22 protein-coding genes are annotated in these 24,819 nt (G+C 35.8%); 12 read left to right on the top strand and 10 right to left on the bottom strand.

From position 1 onward, the window contains the following. Positions 1–38: 38 nt before the first annotated feature. A complete protein-coding gene (locus AC6HZ4_RS28185) occupies positions 39–608 on the top strand; it encodes a MerR family transcriptional regulator (protein WP_497496018.1) in 570 nt (189 codons plus the stop codon). Between the two features lie 310 nt (positions 609–918). Beyond that, positions 919–1,140 carry a helix-turn-helix domain-containing protein gene (locus AC6HZ4_RS28180; RefSeq protein ID WP_497496017.1) on the top strand — a complete coding sequence of 74 codons (222 nt, stop codon included), beginning with the start codon at positions 919–921 and terminating at the stop codon, positions 1,138–1,140. Between the two features lie 91 nt (positions 1,141–1,231). On the opposite strand, the gene AC6HZ4_RS28175 is transcribed toward AC6HZ4_RS28180, so the two are convergent. Both AC6HZ4_RS28175 and AC6HZ4_RS28170 read right to left on the bottom strand, forming a co-directional pair. After that, complete coding sequence (locus AC6HZ4_RS28175; RefSeq protein WP_497496016.1) at positions 1,232–1,912, bottom strand: hypothetical protein; 681 nt, start codon at positions 1,910–1,912, stop codon at positions 1,232–1,234. Between the two features lie 16 nt (positions 1,913–1,928). After that, positions 1,929–3,113, bottom strand: a complete 1,185-nt coding sequence (locus tag AC6HZ4_RS28170) for an FtsK/SpoIIIE domain-containing protein (RefSeq protein WP_497496015.1) — start codon at positions 3,111–3,113, stop codon at positions 1,929–1,931. A 300-nt stretch (positions 3,114–3,413) separates the two neighbouring features. On the opposite strand from AC6HZ4_RS28170, the gene AC6HZ4_RS28165 reads away from it, so the two are divergent. Further along, the gene (locus AC6HZ4_RS28165; RefSeq protein ID WP_497496014.1) at positions 3,414–3,887 is read left to right on the top strand and encodes a PDDEXK-like endonuclease domain-containing protein; all 474 of its coding nucleotides are present in this window, start codon (positions 3,414–3,416) and stop codon (positions 3,885–3,887) included. A 57-nt stretch (positions 3,888–3,944) separates the two neighbouring features. On the opposite strand, the gene AC6HZ4_RS28160 is transcribed toward AC6HZ4_RS28165, so the two are convergent. From AC6HZ4_RS28160 to AC6HZ4_RS28140, 5 genes are all read right to left on the bottom strand, one after another. Further along, the gene (locus tag AC6HZ4_RS28160; RefSeq protein ID WP_497496013.1) at positions 3,945–4,433 is read right to left on the bottom strand and encodes a hypothetical protein; all 489 of its coding nucleotides are present in this window, start codon (positions 4,431–4,433) and stop codon (positions 3,945–3,947) included. A 24-nt stretch (positions 4,434–4,457) separates the two neighbouring features. After that, positions 4,458–4,697 (bottom strand): helix-turn-helix domain-containing protein, encoded by a 240-nt coding sequence (locus tag AC6HZ4_RS28155; RefSeq protein WP_497496012.1) that lies wholly within the window; start codon positions 4,695–4,697, stop codon positions 4,458–4,460. A 215-nt stretch (positions 4,698–4,912) separates the two neighbouring features. Further along, the gene (locus AC6HZ4_RS28150) at positions 4,913–5,122 is read right to left on the bottom strand and encodes a hypothetical protein (RefSeq protein ID WP_497496011.1); all 210 of its coding nucleotides are present in this window, start codon (positions 5,120–5,122) and stop codon (positions 4,913–4,915) included. Between the two features lie 72 nt (positions 5,123–5,194). Further along, positions 5,195–6,055 (bottom strand): ArdC family protein, encoded by an 861-nt coding sequence (locus tag AC6HZ4_RS28145; protein ID WP_497496010.1) that lies wholly within the window; start codon positions 6,053–6,055, stop codon positions 5,195–5,197. A gap of 728 nt (positions 6,056–6,783) precedes the next feature. Then, positions 6,784–7,812, bottom strand: coding sequence for a hypothetical protein (locus AC6HZ4_RS28140; RefSeq protein WP_497496009.1), 1,029 nt, complete (start codon positions 7,810–7,812; stop codon positions 6,784–6,786). 819 nt (positions 7,813–8,631) lie between these two features. Between AC6HZ4_RS28140 and AC6HZ4_RS28135 the strand changes: the two genes are divergently transcribed. Together AC6HZ4_RS28135 and tnpC are read left to right on the top strand one after the other, a co-directional pair. Beyond that, positions 8,632–9,639: a DUF3231 family protein gene (locus tag AC6HZ4_RS28135; RefSeq protein WP_497496008.1), complete on the top strand. Its 1,008-nt coding sequence runs from the start codon at positions 8,632–8,634 to the stop codon at positions 9,637–9,639. Positions 9,640–10,855: 1,216 nt separating this feature from the next. Beyond that, positions 10,856–12,274 carry an IS66 family transposase gene (gene tnpC / locus AC6HZ4_RS28130; RefSeq protein ID WP_497492759.1) on the top strand — a complete coding sequence of 473 codons (1,419 nt, stop codon included), beginning with the start codon at positions 10,856–10,858 and terminating at the stop codon, positions 12,272–12,274. A 45-nt stretch (positions 12,275–12,319) separates the two neighbouring features. Here tnpC and AC6HZ4_RS28125 read toward each other — a convergent pair whose 3' ends face one another. Then, entirely contained in the window at positions 12,320–12,943 is a 624-nt protein-coding gene (locus tag AC6HZ4_RS28125) for a recombinase family protein (protein ID WP_497496007.1), read from the bottom strand. Positions 12,944–13,558: 615 nt separating this feature from the next. Here AC6HZ4_RS28125 and AC6HZ4_RS28120 point away from each other — a divergent pair. The 7 genes from AC6HZ4_RS28120 (at position 13,559) to AC6HZ4_RS28090 (ending at position 23,136) form a co-directional block, all read left to right on the top strand. Then, positions 13,559–13,810, top strand: a complete 252-nt coding sequence (locus AC6HZ4_RS28120; protein WP_497496051.1) for a hypothetical protein — start codon at positions 13,559–13,561, stop codon at positions 13,808–13,810. After that, complete coding sequence (locus tag AC6HZ4_RS28115; protein ID WP_497496006.1) at positions 13,807–14,190, top strand: pepsin/retropepsin-like aspartic protease family protein; 384 nt, start codon at positions 13,807–13,809, stop codon at positions 14,188–14,190. The genes AC6HZ4_RS28120 and AC6HZ4_RS28115 overlap by 4 nt, the downstream gene beginning before the upstream one ends. A 384-nt stretch (positions 14,191–14,574) precedes the next feature. Next, a complete protein-coding gene (locus tag AC6HZ4_RS28110; protein ID WP_497496050.1) occupies positions 14,575–16,188 on the top strand; it encodes a spore germination protein in 1,614 nt (537 codons plus the stop codon). Next, complete coding sequence (locus AC6HZ4_RS28105; protein WP_497496049.1) at positions 16,185–17,381, top strand: Ger(x)C family spore germination protein; 1,197 nt, start codon at positions 16,185–16,187, stop codon at positions 17,379–17,381. Before AC6HZ4_RS28110 ends, AC6HZ4_RS28105 begins: the two co-directional genes overlap by 4 nt. Before the next feature lie 377 nt (positions 17,382–17,758). Beyond that, complete coding sequence (locus tag AC6HZ4_RS28100; RefSeq protein ID WP_497493815.1) at positions 17,759–19,219, top strand: multicopper oxidase domain-containing protein; 1,461 nt, start codon at positions 17,759–17,761, stop codon at positions 19,217–19,219. 384 nt (positions 19,220–19,603) lie between these two features. Then, entirely contained in the window at positions 19,604–20,161 is a 558-nt protein-coding gene (locus AC6HZ4_RS28095; RefSeq protein WP_497493814.1) for a recombinase family protein, read from the top strand. Then, positions 20,158–23,136 carry a Tn3 family transposase gene (locus AC6HZ4_RS28090; RefSeq protein ID WP_497493813.1) on the top strand — a complete coding sequence of 993 codons (2,979 nt, stop codon included), beginning with the start codon at positions 20,158–20,160 and terminating at the stop codon, positions 23,134–23,136. Before AC6HZ4_RS28095 ends, AC6HZ4_RS28090 begins: the two co-directional genes overlap by 4 nt. Before the next feature lie 169 nt (positions 23,137–23,305). Here the strand turns inward: AC6HZ4_RS28090 and AC6HZ4_RS28085 are convergent, their stop codons facing one another. Both AC6HZ4_RS28085 and AC6HZ4_RS28080 read right to left on the bottom strand, forming a co-directional pair. Continuing rightward, positions 23,306–24,415, bottom strand: coding sequence for a GerAB/ArcD/ProY family transporter (locus AC6HZ4_RS28085; protein WP_497496048.1), 1,110 nt, complete (start codon positions 24,413–24,415; stop codon positions 23,306–23,308). A 241-nt stretch (positions 24,416–24,656) separates the two neighbouring features. Then, positions 24,657–24,800 (bottom strand): hypothetical protein, encoded by a 144-nt coding sequence (locus AC6HZ4_RS28080; protein ID WP_497496047.1) that lies wholly within the window; start codon positions 24,798–24,800, stop codon positions 24,657–24,659. Between the last annotated feature and the right edge of the window lie 19 nt (positions 24,801–24,819).

Raw genomic sequence — 24,819 nt, 5'->3', positions numbered from 1 at the left:
TTTTTAATGTTCCGTTTTCAAAAATCGGAGGTGAAAATATGGAACAATTCCAGTATACAAAAGAACGTTTATATGCACCAAAAGAGGTTGCTGAAAAATTAGGAATTACTCCAGATTTATTGAGAAAATGGGTGGAGGAATTCAATATACAAACAGAATGGACGAAATCTGATCAGTCAGGACATAGACGGTTCACAAAGGAAAATCTAGAATTGCTATTTGTAATTCGGCAAAAAATTCAGGAACAAAATTGGAGTTGGGATCAAGTTCGATCTTGGAGAAATGGCGAAATAGATGTATTTACAACACATCAAGAACAATCAAACCTAGAAAAAAAACTGGAATCCTTATTATCGAATCAGGAGCACTTCCAAGAAAGTCAGATGCAATTTAATCAAGCATTAATTCAAAAACTTGACCAACTTTCCAACGAGTTGATTGATACGAAAAAACAACTATCAGAATCCCAACAAAGAGAAGAACAGCTCCAGCAATATATTGAACAACGTTTAGAAAAACGTGATGAGTTGTTACTTGAAAACATTCGGCAAATTCAAGAAAAAAAGGAAACTAAGAAAAGAAAAGGAATCTTTGGTTTGTTCAGCTAATAATTGCATATGCTAGAGACCTAGAAAAGACACTTAAACAAAAAGCCTAAATCCCTTTCATCAAGGGATTCAGGCTTTTTATTTTATAGGAATACCCCTATGCAACGATTTTCGTATGTATGTGTAATGAAATCGTTGCAATATATGTATACCACATTCCAGAGAAAATATAGTCAAAATCGTTCGTGCTTATAATCTATGAATCTTATTTTTTTACATCACCAATCTAACCAAGGTTAGATTCAAACGTATACAACATGGTTTCTCTGTCCATAATTGTAATAAAAAAATAGGTTGGGAGAGAATAATCGTGTTGTCTAGAAAACCAAGGACTAAATTAAAAAAGTGGCTCGATCGTCAAGGTATTGAACAACAAGAACTAGCAAAAGCTGCTAAGGTATCTACTAACACCATGACTCGTGCTTGTAGAGATACTTCTTATATACCCAAACCAGAAATTATGAAAAAAATTTTAAATGCCGTGAGGAGGAAAGACCCTTATATAAAGGTAACAGACTTCTGGGATATGTAAAAAGGCACAAGGTTAATAAACACCTTGTGCCTTTTGTTTTATTCCGTTAATTTCTACTGACCACACTTGGAATTAAAAAAGAAATCATCCCTCAACATCCAAACTTTATTTTGACCCCATTTATATTTTGTTCCTTCTGATTCTGTGGTACTATTGGCTCTTTTGTAGAACTAAATGTATTCACTAAAGCTTGAACAGACGGTACTTGAATTACTTTTAAATTCACCGTTTCAATTTTATAATGAGTATCAGTCAAAATAATAATAGCTGGAAAGAAAATTTTATCTGATCTCTGCCACTCTAAGTTCTGCCATTCATTAGATAAATAATACTGTTCATAACGCATTATCTTTTCTTGCATGACCTTTTCGTTATAAACTGTTCTCTGAATCTCAAAAAACATTGGTGTTTTTTTGAATATAGCAAATAAATCCGGCTCCACCATCCCTTTACTCCCCATCTTTGGTTCAATAAGGGTGAAAGAGAGCTGCGAATCATACTTCTTCAATTCGATATACGCATTGGCGATCTCCATGAAATGAAATAGCTTTTGACTATTTTCTTTCATTCTTGACTCGCAAGAAACGTATACATATGGAGTGAAACCTTTATAAGCTTTGATATACCCTCGGTCTTGTAATCTCTTTAACACTAAATTGCATGTACTGACTGGTTTTTTTAACTTGGAGAAATGAAGTTCAATTATCTGGTCCCGACTTAATGCCCGAAAACGTACGATGTCATTAATAATATCTTTATCTCTCTTTATCATACATACAGCCCCTTTTTTAATCTAACCATCCAAATAATTCTTGCTTTTTAGGTTGAGATATCAGCTCCACCTTTTTTTCTTGTAGAAACGGTTTAATAAGTCCCTTTGCTGGCTCTACATCTAAAAAAGGAGCTTGAACGTCTTGCATGTCTGCTGCATCAATTTTAAATATCATTCGTCCCGCTTCCCCTCTGCCAATTTCCTCCGCTCCGACTACTCCTGCAATCTCCGAATTTGTTTTATCTTCTGTTTTAAACACCATGCGAACATTTAAAATCCCTCGTAATGTTGTATCAAGACTTTTATTACAAGGTCTCTGAAGGCTGACGATGAGATAACATCCCAGCGCTCTACCCAGTGCTGTATATTCCAATAGCTCCCGTTTTAAATCCTTACTTTCTTGTGTACCGTCATTTAGAATTAAAATTTCATCAATAGCAAGTAACAAATACGGAGGTTTTTTATTCTTCGGCAAACGGTCTATATGCTCGAATCCATACGTTCGCAATAGCCTTCCTCGTTTTGTCAGCTCGGCATGAAGTTTCATCATGATAGGACGAAATTCTTTAGCTGTTACACTCATGCTTTTGACATGTTGGCAATTCTGAAAGATATGAAACTCACTTCCTTTCAGGTCACACAAATGTATCTCTAATTCTTCTGTTGTATGATGAAGCATTAAGGTAGTTAAGATTTGTCTGTTCATAACAGATTTCCCACTGCCAGGAATCCCCGCAATTAAAATCGTTGGATTCTCAATCAAAGAAAAAGTAATCCATTGATTAAAGCGATTCTTGCCTACTACGATAGGCATTTTCATATCTTGAATTGGAAACTTCTTATAGTCATATTCCACTTCACCCATTCTCTCTGGAAAGATACGAATGGTAAAATCCAATATATCTGTTTTAATATCAAGATTCTTGCCCAAATACTGCTGAAAAATGAACTTCTTATCATGAAACATTTTAGGGTTCATTCCTCTTGGTATTTTCCCGAATATCTCGACATGAGTTTCATGTGGTGAAACCTTCAATATCTTGGGATAGACATATGTCTTCAAATCATGGGCTGTCATTTCAAGAAAGATTTGAGATGTATGAAAGGCTTTCGTTGTCTTTTCTTCGATTTCTCGAATATAACCTCTAATCTTTATTCTCTCCTGCCAATCATTCCAACTTTCCTTAATGTGTTGCAACATACCCTTTTCACGCTCCCTGTATACATGGTAAAAATTTTTTTAAATAAATTTGAATTTCCATGTATAAAATGTAGGCTAAATGGGCATAATGGCTTTCCACCCTCCTTTCGTCGGCTGCCGCCATTAACACCCCCTCATATTCCTTATTTTTCGGGCTATATGCCTTTAAAACATAGGTAATACTGCTTATATAGGTACTTAGGTAGCTACTTCGGTAATTTCTTAATAACAGCCTATGTTCCTACAGAAGTATGTGTGACTTGACTCATTACTTATATTAATGAAAGGACGAACTGAAATATGTTTGCTGTCATTGTTTTAGGAATGGCCTTTTATGGCTTGTGGTATATTATTCGCAACCTGCAAAAACCAAACTTAAATCACCATAAAGACCAAAACAGGAAAGCAGAAATTATCCGTAATCGATCTGGCTGCAGCAACCGTTTTGAGCGTGAAATGTTTGATGCTTTGGTGAATTTAGGCTATACGCCTTTAACACAAGTAAAAGAAGCACGATACCGCTTAGATTTTGTTCTTATTGAAAATGGAAAAAAGGTATGCATTGAAACAGATGGAGAGATTTGGCATGATGCAGATCATGACCAAAAGCGGGATCAATATTTACTAAGTATTGGTTATGAAGCGGTGATTCGTGTAAAATACGGTGACTGGAAGGAAAACAAGGCTCGTTGTATGCAAAAGGTAGAGCTGCGATTGTATGAATTACAAGTACTTCCTGAGTTCCATCCTTCATATGCACTTCAATTCAATTAAAAAAAGACAGGAACTTCCTGTCTTTTTTATGTTTATTATTTAAACTTATTCCTTTTTTTAGTATGGCAAAGGGCTATTTTCTATATCTTCAGTACGATAATCACAAGTGGAGCAAAATTGTATCCAGTTTGGGAATTCATCGTACATAGGCATTAGAAATCCTTTTTCACAATATGGGCAGTCAGGGGCGTTTGTCTCATTGTCATCTGAATTTCTAGTATCATCTTGCCAACTAGATTCTAGTCCAAAATAATCAGCAGCATCTTGAATTTCTTCATTATCGAAAGTATATGTTTTGGTGTCATTATTCCATAATGCCAGAACTCTAAGTGTATAACCAAGCTCATTATTTGCCTGTACTGTATCAACTATAATATCAATACTTTCATGAAAGTTCTCTTCGGGACTAAGGCTTACATTTTTATCCCAAAAGCGTTGGATTATATCATTTTTTTCATAATTCCCGTTTACCCGAAAAACTAACTTTCCGTTAACTTGAGATGAAAAACCAACCACACCGATTTTATTTTTTACGTCCAATGCCACACCAACCCATCCCCTTTCTTAAAACTAAGCTTTCGGCTCTCCAAACCAAAAATACATTGCTTCCCTTGAAATAATCCACTCTTTACGCTTCCCATTAGGAGGTAAAAAGAATTTAATTAGTCCCTCATTTATCATCCGTTGCAAATCTGCTACTTGTTTTTCACTTAGCATTGATGGGCTGTATTTGTTTTTCAGCGTCTCTCTAGGGATACCCCATTTATATGCTGCTTCGACTGGTGTCATATATTGATCTATTTCCTTCATTTCAAATTCTCCTTTTATATTATGAGTAACTAAAAGCTAGGAGGGGAATGGGTCAGATCCCCCTCTATACGCCCTAAAGTCCTTGGTTTTTTAACGTGGATGGCTTTTGATTTTATTTTCCAAAATTGCTAATCGAATAAGTTTCAGTTTTATTTCTTTACTAAGGGAAAGCCATTCAGATGTGTGAATTAACATTTATACCACTCCTTTATTAACTATTCAGCAGAATGCCAATATACATCTTTGTAGTCAATAATGTGCTTAATCCCATCTTCCTTTAAGATAAACCATGTATCTTTGAGTTCCAAAACTTCCCCTCTATAGTGAATGTTTTCGTTATCATAATCCTTTAAAACAGTTGCAACAGAAATTTCATCACCAATTTTCACTTTAGACTTAAAACCTGCAACGCCTAATTCGTTCATTTTACCTCTCCCTTTCTATTTATGTTATAATGGGAGAAGGGAATGGGTCAGATTCCCTTCTAAGTCATTCGTTTAGCGGCGGATGGCTTTTTCATTTTTTTCTTCGTTATAGCTAACTCCTAAAATATAATCTACTGCTTTTTGTGCTTGATTGGCTGCTTTAACGATTAATGTTTTATCATCTTTTAACTTTCGCAACCAAGACTGTATATAAGCAGCTGAGTTATCAAAAGTCACATCTACGAAACCAGCTAAACCTGTTAACATGCTGGCTCCAATCTCTGCCACAAGTTCTTCTTGTGAATATTCTTCTGAGCCAAAATGGGCTGTTGCTGAAGTAATTCCATTTCTTTTTAATCTGCTGGTATGGCCTGTGCTATGGATTATCTCATGAAATGTAGTAGCGTAATATTCTTCAATTTGTCTAAAATCCTTCATCGGGGGAATGTTTATGTGGTCTATACTAGGCTGATAATATGCTCTTCCGCCGTTATAGCTAAAACTTGGAGAATTTATATACCCTTTTATAATGTTTTCAGCTTCTTCGATTGGGTCATGTTCAAAAGTTTCTTCTTCTTGACGCTTGCTCTCAATGCCCTCACATTGATTGATGTTAAAAACCCTGTAATATCTAAGAAGTGGAATTTTTTCTTCTTTACCTGTATCTTTATTTTCCGTTTCAATCCACTTCCAGAAAACCACAATTTCTGATTTTGCCCCTTTTTTGACTTTTCCTTTTGCTTCCTGAACCTGTTTGAAAGTAACATACTCACCTGGATCTAATAACATTGTATTAATTCCTCTGTATGACTTTTGAGTTTTCCAGTTTACTGCTGTGTTGCCGTTTATCCAAGGCTTTTTCCAAGGTACTGTTCCCTGTTCTAATTTCTCAATAATTTTGTTTGTTACGATTTCATAAACGCCGTTTGCCATTCGATTTTCCCCTTTCGTTATTAATTAACCTTACAAGTCTATTATAACCTATGAATTTTAGACTTACAAGGTTATTTTGGTATTTTTTTCATTTTTATTCCATCAAATACCATCAAATTCCGACAAAACAAAAAGCCCTACTCAAAATAGAACTATCATTTGATTTTTTAAGGTTTTGGCACTTCCCTTGCTTTTGGGCAGAGGCTGGTCGGGGGTGTGCGGGGCAGAGCCCCCACGTTAGCGTGTAGGAATATGGGGAGAGAGCCATACAAGGGACGGATGATCTGGCGGTTCGGCTCGTATAATCGCTCGTGCAAGCCGATAACCCGAATCTTGCTTTTGGTCTGTCGGCTTGGCGAAAAAGCCAAACGAGCCGAAAAAAATTCTGCAAGGAACAAAGGAAAGAAATGGCGACAGCCATTTAGGCGACGATTGAGGAGCCGGCTTTTCTTTGTTAAGGGTGGAGATTTTTTTCGCAGTGTCTGCGAAAAAAATACTACCCGTTCCTTGCGGAATTTTTAGCCTATATAGAGAGTGAGATAGAGAGAAATATAAAAAAAAGTCAGTAATATCAAGGGTTTATAAGAGTTAGGGTGTAAAAAAATTTGTACACTGGTGTAAAAATTTTTTTACACCCAAAATATGGTAAAATCAAAAAGAAAGAAGATGTCAATATAAATAAACGAACAAAAAGAAAAAGCTTGTTTTGAAAACAAGCCTATAAACTGTTAAAACTCGGATGATTTTAATTTTGTATGTATTTTATTTAACTCATTTTTTGTAGATTTCTTCAATTTTTCTTTTCGATCCATCGTCACTTTATCTTCAAGGGTTAGTAATATAGCTTCTCTAAGAGTATCATAATACAAATTACATTCTCTTTCACTTAACTGATGAACACCTTTACTTAAAATAGCATAAATAAAAGGATTTATTTCAGCCAAATATGTAGGAACATAACCCTTTTCATGTAATATTTTTACTTTTTCTTCAGTCTTAAGTTTATTGAATGCTTGTTCATCTATATTATTTTCAAGCTTGGCTTGTTCAAATTGTTCAAAAATCAATTTCTCGAAAATCCTACGCAAATACAGAAAAGCTCCCACACCCATATTATGTGTTTTTAAAATTTCTGCATTGGTTAATTCTTTAGTTACACCCTTGTCTTTTAGAACTTTCTTATATTCTTTTAAAGAATTATCAAAATCTAGAATTGACGGATATTGTCCAGTCTTTATTAAACAATTATCATCAATCAATTGAAATATTACATAAAATTTATGTTTATCTTTTGAAGTACATTCTAAATTCATTTGCAGAACTCTATTTTCGTCAAATACTTGCTCTATAAATTCTTTAAATCTCTTAACAGAAGACTTCGCTGCCTCTTCATCATATCCCTCAAATCCAGCTGTCATGCTGTACATATACGAATAAGTTGTAAGTACGGGTTCTGGAAGTTCATTTTCTAATTCATAACCCTTGTGAATGATTTGAAGTTCTCTTTCACAAAAGGGGCAATAGTGATAGAAATTTTTTTCCTGTGTGACTAACATTTTTAGATATCTAACGTCCTTGTTTTCCGAAAAATATATGTTGTGAAGGATATTCGGTGAACCATCTTCGTTGTAGTCTAAAAGCTCTGTATCCTCTGTTGTTTCAGCAGATGTATTAATTTTTACTTTGGTATACAAAGGAAAGTCAAACAAAAGATAAGGACCTTTTCCAGCAAAATCACTTAACCGTTCATATTGCATATAAACACCGCCCAATTCATATTAAATGTATTTATTTATATACATTTTATCATTTCCTCGGAAGTCTGCTATTCCTGAACAAAAAAATCCTGCATATCAATACAGGATTTTCGATCAAACTCTTTTACAAAAGAAGCAACACCCACAAATTAGGCTAAAAATTCTGCAAGGAACGGGTAGTATTTTTTTCGCAGAACCTGCGAAAAAAATCTCCACCCTTAACAAAGAAAAGCCGGCTCCTCAATCGTCGCCTAAATGGCTGTCGCCATTTCTTTCCTTTGTTCCTTGCAGAATTTTTTTCGGCTCGTTCTTGCTTTTCGCCAAGCCGATGACCAAAAGCAAGATGCGGGGTATCGGCTTGCACGAGCGATTATACGAGCCGAACCGCCAGATCATCCGTCCCTTGTGTTGCTCTCTCCCTTTATGCCTACACGCTTACGTGGGGTTTCGCCCCCACACGGCGAGCCATCCACTGCCCAAAAGCAAGGGAAGTGCCAAAACCTTAACAAAAGCAAAAGAAAAAAGCCATGTTCTCAATGGGGGTAGAGAACATGGCAGTGAAATGGATGAAAGAGTTCAGATGGCTAATCTCCTTCACTTCTTAGTATCCTTTAGGATACGTTTTTTTATGTATATCCTATTTCTGTCAAGTTTACATAAGATTCGATATAGGAAGTCACTGCATTTTGTTTATTTAACATTAGCTAATCTAATTTTCATTCTAATTTTTCAACTTGATAAAATTGGTATTTTAAAGTGTAATAAATTTCCACCCTTGGAAGCATACTGTAATCAAAAAGTTCATGGAGGTAAATATTTTTGGTTAATACAAACCCCATAAGTTCATCAGAAGTAGGCACACTTTGGCTTACATACCAAGAAAAAACTCTTATATTGAGAATGCTGGAATATTTTATAAAAAATGCAGAAGAAGAGGAAGCTAGGAATATTTTGGGGGGGTTATGGCAACAGCTGAATTATTATGTTTTAGAAATGGAAAAAATCTTTACACAACAAAGAATTGTTTATCCTGTAGGATTCACAAAAGAAGATGTTAATTTAGATGCACCTAAGTTATTTGACAATCACTTTGATATTATGTTTGTCCGTATTTTAAAAGAAGTAAGTATGGGTCTGTACACAATTAATATGAATATGGCATACAACGACGACGTTGCGAAGATTTACAAAGGGCTTACTAACGTAACTCAAGATATTTATATGTTATCTACCCTTTATTTGCTTCAAAGAGGTATTCTTACTCTGCCACCAAAGGTAACAATGCCAAAAACAACGGAGTTTGTAGAAAGCAAAAGATATATGAGTGGCTTTAACCCATTAGGTGATAAAAGGGCTTTAAATGATATTGAGATTGGTTTTCTTCATCACGGAATTGAAACAAATAATATTGGAATGCAACTCATGATTGGATTTGCCCAATGTGCAAAAAATAAAGATGTGAAGCAATATTTTGTAAAAGGTAAAGAACTTGCGAAAAAACAAATAAAAGTAATGACAGATATTCTTATGGATAGTGATGTTCAATTCTCTGCTACTTCTGGAAGCACTGTCACTACTTCAACTGTAGCACCATTTTCTGACAAGCTTATGATGGCATGTACACATTTTCTCAACGGATTCAGCATTGTGGGAAGTAGTTTTGGTACATTTTTCACATATAGAAATGACATTTCCATGAAAAACGCATTAATAGCCAAAGATATTTATTTTTATGGACAAGAAGGGATTGAAATTAGGATTAAACATGGATGGCTTGAAGAACCACCACAAATGGAGAATAGGACTCAAATAATAAAAGGTGATTGAATCAATTTGTTCTTTTATAGTAACAATAAGCCTAGTGTTATTTTATAACACTAAATTTGAATGTGGAGGGATATATTGTGAATACTTCACTTAAAAGCTTATTATCAACCTTGCTTTCTTTGTTGATTAAAGTTTTCTTCTTAATTGAAAAGATGAACGCTAAGTTAAATTTCTCATTAAGAATGCCAACTTTAGCATAAGCATTAAGTATTCCAAAATATATTGTTCTATTTCCACATTGTAGTAAAAAGGTAAGCATAATAACTATGCTTACCTTTTTACTTTTTAAGATTAATTAGTATCAGTTTAAATAATTACCATTTATTTACATATGACCAAACTATCCTTGAGTTGAACAAGGGACAATGTATATCATATTCGTGTGAAGTTAACATAATCCCGCATTATCGGAAGTGGGATTCCCTCGGGCATCCGCGCCAATATTGGGTTTCTCACAATCTCCGAATTTATCAAGTATGCAGGATTTTATGCAATGTCCAAGCTATGCGGGTTTGGGTCTCCCAATCCTTTGACACGTCTCCCTACTTTTTGCATAAAATCCTGCATATTTTGAAGACATATATGAGGTTTGTTTAAACCTTAAGATTCGAACAAACAGCAGTTTTCGCTACCGCTCGTCCATATATCGGCGGAAGGCTGTGGTTTCCTGTAAGAACAAGATCACTCACCTTTTCTGTACCAACAGCCCTTCTCAACACATGCAACAAGCTGGCACCTATTTGGACATTGGCGAACTGCTCAGTAAGTCCGAATAGTTTGCCATTTTATTGATTTGCATCCATCTTTAAATCTAAATTCTAAATGGTGGTTGAGACACGCGCATATCCTACTTTCATATTTTTCCATCCTTTCTAACAATGAGATTGTAACATAACTTAAAACACATGGTATTATCTGAACATAGAATATTTGATGAGTTTTTGAACACGAATCAATCTAAAAACCATTGAATGTGACTTTAAGGGATAAATTGCACTCTTTTTAAACGCTAAATTGCACATGGAATTGATTAAGGTGCATTGAACTATTAAATTTCTACTATTTTATAGTTCAAAAACTCGCAGATTTCTATTCTGCGCGTAACTACTCAGGCTACCCACCTTCACGGTGGTTTCATATTTTCTAGTTTTTCAAGGTTTAGTCCCTCCCATCCCCGTTTACACTAAAGATAGACGATAAAATGGAGGTGAAGGGTATGATAAACCGAGAACAAATTTTAGAAGCGTATCATCAAGGTCCAGAAGCTGTTGTTTCCTTGTTTACGGAAACATTCACAGCCTTAGAAGCACGTGTTCAAGAATTGGAAGCTCGCACTAAAAAAAACTCCAAAAACAGTCATAAGCCCCCGTCATCAGACGGGCTACAAAAGCCGAAGACAAAGAGTTTGCGCGGGAAAACAGGACGGCTCACGGGTGGACAGCCAAAGCATGTGGGCTATACCCTTCATCAAGTTGAGACACCTGACCATACGGTGCGCCATTCTGTTACTTCCTGTTCGCAGTGCCAGACTTCCTTACAAGGAGAGCCTGTTATCGGTGTAAAGAAACGACAAGTGTTTGATCTTCCGCTCATCATTTTGGAAGTGACAGAGCATCAGGCAGAGAGAAAAATCTGTCCACACTGTCTTCATACAGAAGAAGCTACTTTTCCAACAGAAGTGAAAAATGTTGTACAATATGGACCGCATGTGGAACTCATGGCGGTGTATTTGGCATGCCATCAGCACTTGTCTCTCTCACGGACAGCTGAGTTTTTTCGAGATGTCTGCCACCAATCCATTAGTGAAGGAACTCTTAACACGATGATTCAACGTTGGAGTACGCGCCTTCAGCCAGTTGAAGAAGAGCTGCGTGAACTCGCTCTGATATCTCCTGTCGTACACTGCGATGAAACTGGAATCCGTAACGAAGGAAAGATAGAGTGGGTGCACACATTCAGCACAGAACGGGTAACGCTCCAATATCATCATGTCAAGCGCGGCAAGGAAGCGATGGATGAAATTGGGCTTCTTCCTTCTTACGAAGGAATCACTGTGCATGATGGCTGGTCTTCTTATTTCAAGTATGACAAGTGCCAGCATGTGTTGTGCAATGTCCATCATTTACGAGAACTGCAAGGCATCTATGACCATCGCAAAGAGGAGTGGGCCAAGGACATGATGGACTTCTTCCAGTCCGCCAAGAAAGCAAAAGAAGAAGCAAACGGAACATTAACACCCCATCAACTCCTAGACTTGGAACGAAAATACGAAGCCATTCTTACCGAAGGTGAGAAGATTCATCCACCCGCCAAGAAGGAAACGAATACGAAAGGTCGCGTCAAACAGAGTAAGGCATATAACCTTCTCCGTCGTCTAAGACTTCACAAAGATGCGGTGCTGGCATTCCTCATTCATCGGGACCTTCCGTTTGACAATAACTTAGCGGAGCGAGACATTCGCTCTATCAAAATTCGCCATAAAATCAGCGGCTCGTTCCGAAGCAAGTACGGTGCCAAGAACTATCTGCGTATCCGCAGTGTAATCGGTACTCTACGGAAACAAGGAAGATCTGTTTTTCAAACACTCAAAACGTACAACGAAACAGGAGTGATGACTCTGACTCCTATGCGATAAGCATAGGGGCTGCCGCTTGGTAGCCTCTATTTGTCTTGCATATCTTTAGGGAGCCTGAGTAGTTACTTCTGCGCGTTCCTTTTTTATCCTATAAACAGTTGATCGAGTAATGGCATTTTTTTCTGCAATTTGCTTAATTGGAGTTCCGGATTCTAACATTCTTACTACTTCTTGATAGACTAATCGTTTTTGTGGATTCTTTGCATTAGGTGAATAAAGTAACGGACGCCCTTTGTAAACTCCTTTTTCTTTCGCAATTTTTATCCCTTGAGCTTGACGACGTTTATTTTCTGTCCGTTCCATTTCTGCAACCATTGCCAAAATCTGAACAATCAAATCTTTCATGAATCGATCTAACAAAGGGTTTCCAATGGCTTCAGCTAGGATAGGCATACTCGTCACGATCAAACCTGCATTTTTATTTTTTAATGTAGTAACCGTTTCAATAATCTCATTGTAGTTCCTTCCAAGTCGATCAATCGCTTCGACCATGAAATAATCTCCTTCACGAACGAAATCAAGAGCTTTTTGGAATTGCTCTCGATTATTTACTGAAGCACCAGATTTTTTCTCTGTAAATATTTTTTCGGCACCAAAACTTTTCAGGTTTTCAATTTGCCGTTCCAAATTTTGATCTTCAGTAGAAACTCTAGCATAAGCAACTTTCATTTCGTAATTTTCCCCTTTTACAAATCCATTTAATAGACACCCTAATCATACATTCAAAACCCAATCTTAACAACGGGGTTTGAGTGTATGTTTAAGGTGTACCCTAATTAGACACAGATAACAGAAGAAATCGAAACAGCACGCGACACTTTAGTCATTGGATCGAATAACTAAGCAAAATAGGTAGTCAATATAAAATTTGATTACCCATTTTTTGAATGCAATTTATCGTTTAAAAAGTGTGCAATTTATCTTTCAAAGTCACAACGAAACTAAGAATGAAATTCATATGTTCAGAAAATAGTGACTTTCTGAACAACTTATTACTTCAACGTTTCCTTCTAAATCTTGAACTTATGAAAGGAATGGTTTTTGACAACTCACTATTTCTATTAGAAATCATAAACAAGAAGATAAAGTCTTATGAAAATCCTACCTTCCAAATAGATTGAGTTTCTTCTTGATTATTAAAAGAAAGATACCCTCCAATTTTGCAACAAATAGGCAAGTTCTCTTGAGGTAAGAAACTTTATAAAATAACCTCTTTTATAAAAATGAATATGGTATGTTAAGATAAGCATAAGAAAGTTTGAGGAGGTAGTGATTTTGAATTGGATGGAGATAAGAAAACAGTATCCTGATAAGTTTGTATTAGTAGAAGCCATCTCTGCTTACTCAAAAGAAAATAAACGAATCATTGAAGAAATGTCTGTCTTAGAAGAACATGCGAGTTCACGTGCAGCATGGAGTAGTTATAAAAAACTACATCGTGAATTTCCCGAGAGGGAATTATACATTTTTCATACAAGTAAAGAACAAATTGAAGTAGAAGAACAACACTTTATTGGTGTACGAGGGCGAGTATGAAAATAAAAATAGAAAATGGTCTTCCCATTGCTACTATAGAAATTACACACGATAAAAAAACAACTGTATTGGAAAATGTACTTTTTGATACTGGATGTGCCACTACGATATTTGACACAGATCTTCTTGCAGAAATAGGCGTAGAACTAGATATTATAAATGGAAAATCGAAACGAATGTACGGAGTCGGTGGATATAGCGAGCTTTGTTATGAACAATACGTAAAAAATGTAGAGATTGATGGACAAAGATTAGATTTATTTTTACTGCAATTAGGAATGACAAAAGAACTCTATGGATTTGATGGAATCTTAGGTATTGATTTTATGTTAAAAACAGGAGTAGTTATTGATTTTAAAGATTTAACGATTAAATATTAAAATATGTTACAAAGGGCAATTTCTCACATTATGAGGAATTGCCCTTTGTATTTAACATAAACCCTCACTATTTGCTTCCTATATAGACTGTTTGGATCAGTTTCTTAATCCTGAATTAGGCAGAAATAAATAGTTTCTGGTACAAACCTCAAATTCCATCAAAATATGAACAAAAATATAAAATTAATTACAAACGTTTCATTTTTTATATAGTTAATATTCGGCATAAAGTTTTTTATTCCGAATAAAAATTTCTCGTGGAACAGATACTATTCATATTGAGTTAGCTGTCTAATTCTTTTTGCAACAGAACCCGGATGAAGGTGGAAAATTACCTGTTTGCATTGCTATATAGAAAATATATTTGGGGTGGGAATTTACACAATGTTTCATGAGATAAAGAAATATTTTCTAAATCGGTTCAAGACAAAAGAGAAAATGAGAAAAGAAAAATTCAATTATGTTGAAGAGCCCCATACCCTGCATAAGAATATAGAAGTGAACCTAACTAACTTAAAGAAAATATTGGAAAAAAGTGATGATATAGTATTCAGAGAATTTCAAATTTCCGTTAACAACCCCATCAAAGTATTCATTTGTTTTGTAAACGGTCTTGTTAACACGGAAGTGATCAATGAGTTTATCGTGAAGCCTTTGATGGAGTATCTCCCCCATGATACATATGATAACGATGGAGTTTATCCTAACTTAATCAAAGCCGTAAAAGATCATACATTAAGCGTTGCAGATTTAAAAGAAGCACAATCGATGAACCAAGTCATAAACGCTGTTTTATCTGGCGAGACAGCTTTATTTATAGATGGAAACCAGTCAGCAATTCTCATCAGTGTACAAGGTTTTGAATCAAGAAGTGTGGAAGAACCAGCGACCGAAACTACCGTTCGGGGACCACGTGAGGGCTTTGTTGAAAACATTCAAGTTAATATATCTTTAATCCGAAGAAAAATAAAAAATCCAAATTTGATTTTTGAGAAACTTACCCTTGGCAAACAGACAAGTACGTCTATTGGTATTGTATACATAGATGGCATTGCAAATCCAAAAATCATCCAAGAAGTTAAACATAGATTAACTCGAATCGATACGGATTCTATTTTAGGATCAGGATATGCTGAACAATTTATTAAAGATCATCCTCTTTCCCCTTTTCCTACTATCGGTAATAGCGAAAAACCAGATATTATAGCAGGTAAATTATTAGAAGGAAGAGTAGCGATTCTGTGTGACGGTACACCAGTTGTCTTAAGCATACCTTATTTATTTATAGAAAGTCTGCAATCTGTTGAAGATTATTATACTGACTTTTTTTTAGCTTCTTTTAAAAGGATAATAAGAACTTCTGCCTTTTTTGTCACAATAGTAACTCCTGCATTATATGTAGCGATTACGACTTATCACCCAGGGATGATTCCAACTATTCTTCTGGTTACTATGGCGGCATCTCATGAAGGAACACCTTTTACAGCCTTTTTAGAAGCAATGATTATGGGAATAACCTTTGAATTCATTACTGAGGCAGGGATAAAAATGCCAAGACCTATTGGGCAAGCGGTTAGCATCGTTGGAGCACTGGTTATTGGGCAAGCAGCTGTACAAGCAGGAATCGTTAGTAGCCCGATGGTTATTGTGATGGCATTTACAGGCATCTCAAGCTTTATTATTCCTCCTTTAAATACCGTTGTTATCTTATTTCGGTTTATCTTTCTTATTTTAGGTGCATCGTTAGGGTTATACGGTATACTCATCGGGTTCTTTATCTTATTTACCCACATGTGTTCATTACGATCTTTTGGTGCACCTTATTTCGCGCCAATCGCGCCTATGACCTGGAAAGAACTGAAGGATTCAGTGATTAGGGCACCCCTATGGCTGCTAAAATCCAGGCCTCAATCGATTACTTGGAAGAATACACAAAGACAAAGTTCCTCGCTGAAGCCCACTCCTTCTAATTCTAATCAGGATGGTGAGGAACGTTGAAACAAAAAGTTTGTCTTATTTTCATTTGTGCCTTATTTTTAGTCGGATGCTGGGACAGGAAAGAATTAAGAGATCTCGGAGCTATCGTTGCGATTGGTTTAGATAAAGATCTTAACACAGGTAAAATTCTTTTTACAGCCCAAGTCATAAGAGCAAACACATTAGGTAAAGAAGGAGCAGTTCCAGAATCTCCTATTGAAATTGTAAGCTCCAGTGGGAATACCCTCTTCGAGGCGGTTAGAAATTCAACAGAGAAACTAGATCGAAAAAATCTTTATTTCCATACAAAAGTAATTGTGATTGGTGAAGCGCTTGCAAAAGAAGGCGTTATGCCGATTCTTGATGTATTCACACGAGGAAAAGAAATGCGAGGTTATGTATGGCTCGCTGTTACACAGAAAGGTGTACAAGCAAGAGAAATATTAGGTGTTAAAAGTAAAATTGAAAGAGTACAAGGAGCCTACTTAAGACGCCTAATTGAAAATAAGGAACTTCATGCAGGAGCAAGCACCACGAATTTACTGACCTATTATATTAAATCATTAGAAAGCGGAAACGAGCCAACTATAGGTGTGCTAAAAATTATAGAGGAAAAGAATTTTCCTGCAGAGGATAAACAGGGAAAAACTACAAAGCAGGTGAAGTTTTCGGGGGTTGCAGCATTTAAAGATGATAAACTGAAAGGGTTCCTTAACAAAAAAGAAACACAAGGACTGAACTGGATCATCGGAGAGGTGGAAAGCAGGGCTATTACACTACCTTCTTTAATAAAAAAAGATAAGTTAATTTCTATCGAATCAATTAGTACACACAGCCATATCGAACCTAAGATAAAAGGGAAGAACATTTCATTCATCATTAATGTGAAACAAGAAGGAGCTTTAGTTGAACAACAAAGTATGAACAGTATTACTGAACCGAAAGAGATTGTCGATTATCTCAAAAAAGTAGAAGAAAAAAACGAAGAGTTAATTAGAAAAGAAATTAAAACGGTGGTGAATAAAGCACAGAGAGAACTTAAATCGGATATCTTCGGCTTTGGGGATGCATTAAATAAAAAATATCCGCAAAAGTGGGATAAGATTCAAGACAGATGGGATAAATTGTTTCCTAAGGTAGATTATGAAGTAAACGTAAGTGTAAAGATTATAAGAACAGATTTCAAACAAGGCACTTTTCAATCGAAAGATTAAGATTTTGCTTTTCTGAATCTTGCTGCAACATATACAATACCTTTAACCAAAAAAAACAAAATGAGGATTCCTGTATAGGGGTAGTACCAGCGAAGCTGTTACCACCCGCAATAAGGAATAGCAAGTTCATTTTCACTATCATTTGCTGCTTTCAGTAGGTTCAGTGACAGGATTTGTATCATTGACCGCAAAGTAAAGTTCATGAAGGGATACCGCCCGTATGTTGACATAACCCCCCTAAGACAATTTCTAAGATGAAATATTGGAGGAGGTCCCCCGAAAAGAGGTGAAGTTCATCTGAGATTAAACTCTTGCATAAGATAATCAAGAGCCTATTCAAATAGGCTAATCATTATTTATGAATGGGGGTCATTCAAATGTCCGTAAGGCATTATGTTTTATTAGCAACTGATGGCTTTATTTATCTGTCTGGTGATAAAACCCTATGTCCTTCTCCACAAACTAGGCAAAAAATTTATGTTTTTGGATTCGTCGGTGGACTTTTTAAAGTTGATGGTAAAATTATAAATCCTACACTTGATTGGACTAATCACGAAAATTGGAAAAAACTACTTGATATGAAGGGCACTGCTACAATTCCATCTCCTCTTATTTTTGGTGAAGTTGATGATCGCATCTATATTACCCTCATAAATTTAGGGATGAAAGAACGTCCAGGTTTGATGGACTATCATACTGTCCATATGCATGGAGCTCATGTGGCTACACAATTAGATGGGTTTCCTGAAACATCTTTCGGCGTTCCAGTTTGGACTGATTATAAGAACCAACCTCCGACAATGACATATTTTTTTCGACCAGTACATCCAGGAACGCTTATGTATCACTGTCATGTTGAAGCATCCGAACATATTCAAATGGGAATGTACGGTGCCTTAATCGTTTATCCATCTAAAGAAAGCTTAGCTTTAGCAGGTATCAAACAAAGTAAAAATGGACAATGGTTTTATAACGGTAAACCACAAACCCAAATTCCCAAGACAGCTACAAATAGAAATTTTGCTTATAATGACATTCATACATACTTTGATAAAGAGTATGTTATGCTATTATCCGACATTGATTCAGTATGGCACGAAAGTGTCCATAAGGGTTTATTCTTCAATGCAGCTAACTACAAACCAGACTTCTGGCTGATTAATGGTCGTGTATTCCCAGATACTTTACTTCCTCATCCTTTAACCATTTCTAATAGTGAAGTTGAATCTCATTTAACCCAAATCAATTACGAATCATATGTGCGGGTAAAAATCGATCAACAATTTCTGCTCAGAATGATTAATATGGGGTACCAGGTTGTACCTTGGCATATTCACGGATGGCATTTTACAATTATAGGAAAGGACAGCCATATTGATCCTTTTATCAAACTCTCATCTCTCCTTCAGCTGGACGAATCCTTCCTTCATGAAGTCAAACACAAAGGTTTTACGGTAAGCATAGGTTCTGGAGAAACTTATGACTTACTCCTAAACGCAGATGATAAACGTTTTGAATACTTAGATTATATTACTAGGGGCCAAGATGGTTTTCCCTCTCTCTGCTCCCAATTAAAAGAATTGCATAAAGCCGATACTAATGCTATTTTTAACATTCCTACTGAACCTGTCAAATGCAAATCACCTGAGTTAATTAATTACCTTAAAATTTGTCAACAATCGATTATTGATTTAAATGATCAATTTTTTCCGCAATTTTACCCTATGCATAACCATGATGATTACAAAATCACAAATAAAGGAATTTATCCTGGTGGTCAATTAACATATATCCAAACTGATACACCTGATTATTATGCTGATAGTGAATCAAATTAAAACAAGAAAAAAAGCTGCTTACATATTATTATAAATTTTATGTAAACAGTTTTTTTAAGATTATCATACCCTTAAAAGGGATCCGATTTTTCTATGATGAAAAATATCTTAACGTGGGTTTTATGTCAACATGCGGACGGTACCTCTTCATGAACTCTACTTTGCGGTCTATGACACGAACCCTATCACTCCCCCCAGTAAGATAGTTCTTTTTTGCTTCAACCGTAACAAAAACGTTCGTTTCTGTTACGTGGGTTCCCATCAATTTTCCAAGTTAGTAATCTCGCATAACTGACGTAACAAAAATATGTAACAAAAATATTTTGTAACAATATTGATCTTTTATTGTTTTTGATACAATAATGTAGGAAGGAGAGGATGCATATGAAATTTGGTTACATGCGAGTTTCTACAATTGACCAAAATTTAGATCGCCAAAAGAAACAGCTTGAGGATTTCGGATGTGAACGTATCTTTTTTGAAAAACTGACTGGTACTAAACGGGATCGACCGGAGTTAAACCGTATGTTGGAGTTTCTTCGAACAGAAGATACGGTTGTCGTAACGGATTTAACTCGCTTATCTCGTTCCACGAAAGATTTGATTGAGATTACAGAGCTAATTTCACAAAAGGGAGCGCATTTAAAAAGTTTAAAGGAGTCCTGGCTTGATACAACAACAGCACATGGAAAAATGCTGTTTACCATTTTTGCTGGAATTGCACAGTTTGAGCGAGATCTCACCTCTGAACGAACAAAGGAAGGAATATTAGCTGCTAGGAAGCGAGGAAAACTTCCTGGAAGACCAAAAGCTGACGAGGAAAAAATTAAGTATGCTTTATATCTTATGCAACAAGGGATGAGCCGAACAGATGCTGCTGAAAAGGCTGGTATCTCTCGTATGACTTTGTATCGTAAGATACAAAAGGAGGAAAGAAATTGAAAAGAAATTGGGAATTTGATGAGTTAATTGATCACTTTATACTGATGCCTGATGAGCAAGAATTAATTCAACTAAAAAGAGGAAATACGAAGCTCGGTTTTGCAGTTATGTTTAAGTTTTTCCAATACGAAGCTAGGTTTCCTCATACTAAAAGTGAGATACCTAAAACAATTGTAGAATACATAGCTAAGCAGCTAGATATTAATCCCGATTCCTTTTCTGAATATGATTGGACTGGACGTACTATTACTTATCACCGTTCAGAAATACGTACTTATTTGGGATTTCGAGAAGCTTCTCTTCAGGACTCAGATGTAATGACAGATTGGTTATGTAAGTATGTTCTATATCATAGCCATGAATTCAACTATGTTGAGGACAAGGTATATCAACAATATAGAGAATTAAAAATTGTACCTCCCACCACAGATCGGGTAGAGCGTCTCATCCGCTCTGCTATCCACTCCTATGAAGATCAATTTTTCACAACTGTCTATCAGAAGCTCTCTAACCAAACATGTGAGGGGCTGGATAGATTAATTAATAACTTGGAGAAAATTGATGATTCTACAGAAATGAATGAAGCCTTAACATTTCATGAATTAAAGTCTGATCCTGGACGTATTGGATTAGAAACAGTCTTCAAAGAACTACATAAACTTCAAACCATAAAAGAACTGCAATTACCCTATGATTTATTTAAGGATACACAACCTAAAATTTTAAGGAAATATAGAAAACGTACTGCAACAGAGGATATCCGTGAACTACGTCGGCATCCGCCCCAGGTTCGATACACGCTTCTATCTTCATTCTTTTGGCTTCGTAGAGCAGAAATTACAGACGGTTTGATTGAGCTCCTTATACAAATTATACACCGCATTAATGTAAGAGCTGAGCGTCGAGTTGATAAAGAATTGCTACATAATTTAAAAAAAGTAAATGGAAAGAATAACATATTATTTCATATGGCTGAACAAGCATTACATAATCCTGACGGTATTATTCGTGATGTACTTTATCCTATCGTAAGTGAAGAAACGCTTAAAGATTTAGTAAAGGAATTTAAACACACAGGACCTGCCTACAAACAGAAAGTACATACCATTATTCGTTCATCCTACAGTTCTCACTATCGTAGAATGGTTCCCCCTATTTTAGACATACTAGAATTCTATTCAAATAATGAAATTCACCGTCCAGTAATTAAAGCGTTAGAACTTATCCAAAAATATACGACTTCCAGTGCTCACTTCTTTCCAAAATCTGAACAGATTCCATTAGATGATGTGATCCGCCCTAGTTGGAGACATCTTGTTATAGAAAGCGACATTTCAGGTGAAGAAAGGATTAATCGGATTAATTACGAGATTAGTACTTTACAAGTGCTGCGTGATAAGTTGCGATGCAAGGAAATATGGGTACCGGGATCTGAAAGATATCGGAATCCAGATGAAGATCTCCCGCAGGACTTTGAAATACGTCGTGAAGAAAACTACAAAGCATTAAAACAGCCTATTAACTCTGACGAGTTTATTGCAAACCTAAAGGAGAAAATGACAAAAGCATTAAATAAATTAGATCAAGGCATACCTAAAAATAGTAAGGTTCGTATTTTAACAAAGGGAAACGGACGAATATCAGTGTCTCCTTTTGAGCCAAAGTCAGAACCAGTAAACTTGTCACGGCTAAAAGCTGAAATTATGAAACGTTGGCCAATGACTAGTTTACTAGATATCCTAAAGGAAGCTGATTTACGAGTGAACTTTACGGAGCATTTTAAAACGGCTGCTTCTAGAGAAGTTATTAGTAAGGATACGCTGCAAAAGAGACTTATCTTATGTTTGTATGGTTTGGGAACAAATGCAGGGTTAAAGAGAATTTCAAACGGAGAGCATGGAGAAAAATATAAAGATCTGTTATATATTCGGCGAAAATATATCGATAAAGATAATCTACGGAATGCTATTGCAGAGATTGTAAATGCCATTTTACGAAATAAAATGACAGATATATGGGGAGAAGGAACAACAGCCTGTGCTTCCGATTCCAAAAAGTTTGGAGCGTGGGACCAGAACTTAATGACTGAATGGCATATTCGATATAGGGGTAGAGGCGTAATGATTTACTGGCATGTAGCTAAACATTCAACCTGTATCTATTCCCAATTGAAATCTTGCTCTTCTTCTGAAGTTGCATCTATGATTGAAGGTGTTTTGAAGCATTGCACAAGTATGGAGGTTGAAAAGAATTATGTAGATAGTCACGGTCAAAGCGAGGTAGCATTCGCATTCTGTCACCTTTTAGGATTTCAGCTTATGCCAAGATTAAAGGCTATCCACTCTCAAAAACTGTATAGGCCAGATAGTGGTATGAGTGATGCTTTTCCCAATTTACAGCCGATTCTTACAAGGCCTATTAATTGGGAACTGATTCGTCAACAATATGATCAGATGATTAAGTATGCTACTGCTTTACGCCTTGGAACAGCTGAAACAGAGGCTATTTTGAAACGATTTACAAGAAGTAACTTAAAACACCCCACCTATCAAGCGCTAGCTGAGTTAGGAAAAGTTATTAAAACTATATTCTTGTGTGATTATTTGGATTCTGAAGATATTCGGAGAGAAATTAATGAAGGTCTCAATGTTGTAGAGAATTGGAACTCCGCAAATAGCTTCATCTTTTACGGAAAAGGTGGAGAAATCGCAACAAATAGACTGGAAGATCAGGAGGTTTCGGTTCTTTCTCTACATCTATTGCAGAATTGTCTTGTGTATATCAATACACTCATGATTCAAACTGTTTTATCAGAAAAGAAATGGTTAGATATGATGACTCCTGAGGACTTGAGAGCGTTAAGTCCTCTCATTTACAGCCATGTAAATCCTTATGGTATCTTTAAATTGGATATGATGGAACGAATTCAAATTGAAGAAGGATTATCGGAGCTAGAGGAATCTGTGCATTCATAATTTATAACCTTATTGCGGGTGGTGACAGCTTCGCTGGTACTACCCCGTATAGAGCGCCCCTCCAATAAAGAGAACACTTGGAAGGACGCCTATTTCTTTTAATGTCTTTGATATTTCATGTAAGGTAGTGAAATTGATCATATTTCCTCCTATAAAATGATTGTTCCTTTTATGATTTTTCTAATATAAGTTTTTTGTTCTTTAACCAGATAATCATAAGTATTAAAATCGGACAAGTAATTTCAAAGTAGGTGAAAATACTATATATATAAGAAATCGACAACTTCAACCCAACCCATCGATGAAAGATAAGGTTTTCATAATAAGTTAAGGAAAACCACGTGAAGAAGATAGCACTAACGATAATTAGCCATTTTTCATTTTGGATTTTAAATAATGTTTTGATTGCTAAAACGCCTCCGTAAAAATGAAGACTCATTTTGAAAAAACCTCCGATAAACATAAGCACAGCTGCTACGGCGTCTAGATTTGTGATAACTTCGGCTATGTTAATCATCTTAATTACTTCAAACAAAGGAACTTCAGTATTGTTGGCATACTGCACACCTAATACAGTAACGATAAGGATTAATGAACACGTAAGCAATAACCCTGATGCACCAACAGCCAAATAAGTGATTTTACGAATTTGCTCCTGCGAATTCACATAAGACCAGTACATCAAGAATACAACCGATTCACCAAATGGAAAATTAACAATAGCAGGAAAGGCTGCATCAAAAACCGGTAGTATCCCATGCCCTAAAACAGGTTGTAACCGACTAAAATCAACCATCCCTGATAGGAATGTTAAAATATAAGTAGTGACTAAGAAGGTTAGAACAGCAGGTAGCATAATTTCCCCGAGTCGAGCCAACACTTCATACCCTGAGAAAAGAACATAAATGGTTATAAGCATAAAAGTACCGAGAATGATAATCATCGGGGTGGTTGGAAGTAATATCATAGAAACGAGCTCCCCAAACTCTCGGAAGTTTAACGTACCTATCCAAAAAAATTCTAAAGCATAAAGAATAACTAAGGGCCCTCCAATCCATTTCCCTAAGACCGTAACTAAAATATCAGCTAAATTTTTATTCGGATAGTACTTTTGGATCTCAGTATATACCCATATCAAACCAAAACCAATCAGCATAGCAATCAATATAGCAATCCAAGCATCTTGCTTAGCATCAAGTCCTAAAGCAAAAAGAGTTGTACTTCCAATTTCAAATAGCATAATTAAGGAAAATAGTTGAAAATTACTAATACGTATCATGATAGATAATCCGTCCTTTATTAAACCAATGGTAAAGAGGGCTAAAACTTATGGATAAAAATTTCGGTACACCATTATTTTTACCAAGAATTCAACTATTTATGATTATATAAGATATAAGAATGGAAGATTCAGGTATTTTACAGTGAACAAATTTTTTATATAGAACATTAGCGCTCAGTCTGTTTTATCTTTTTGGTTTGAAGAATGTTACTACCCCTATCTTTCTTTTCCTGGTTAATTAGTTTTTTCCTTCTGATACATACTTCTGCTTAAGCGCTGTCACAATCTGATCGATCTGTAGGTTCTGTCCACTTAGGACGGCTGCTAGAAATGCACCTTCTACGAGAGGGACGAACAATTTCATATCCTTTGTATTTCTCATTCTGCTCATCCCTCCTATT

Source organism: Ectobacillus sp. OTK (assembly GCF_059698935.1).
The sequence above is the reverse complement of the archived record's forward strand: the minus strand, read 5'-3'. Positions and strand labels throughout refer to the sequence as shown.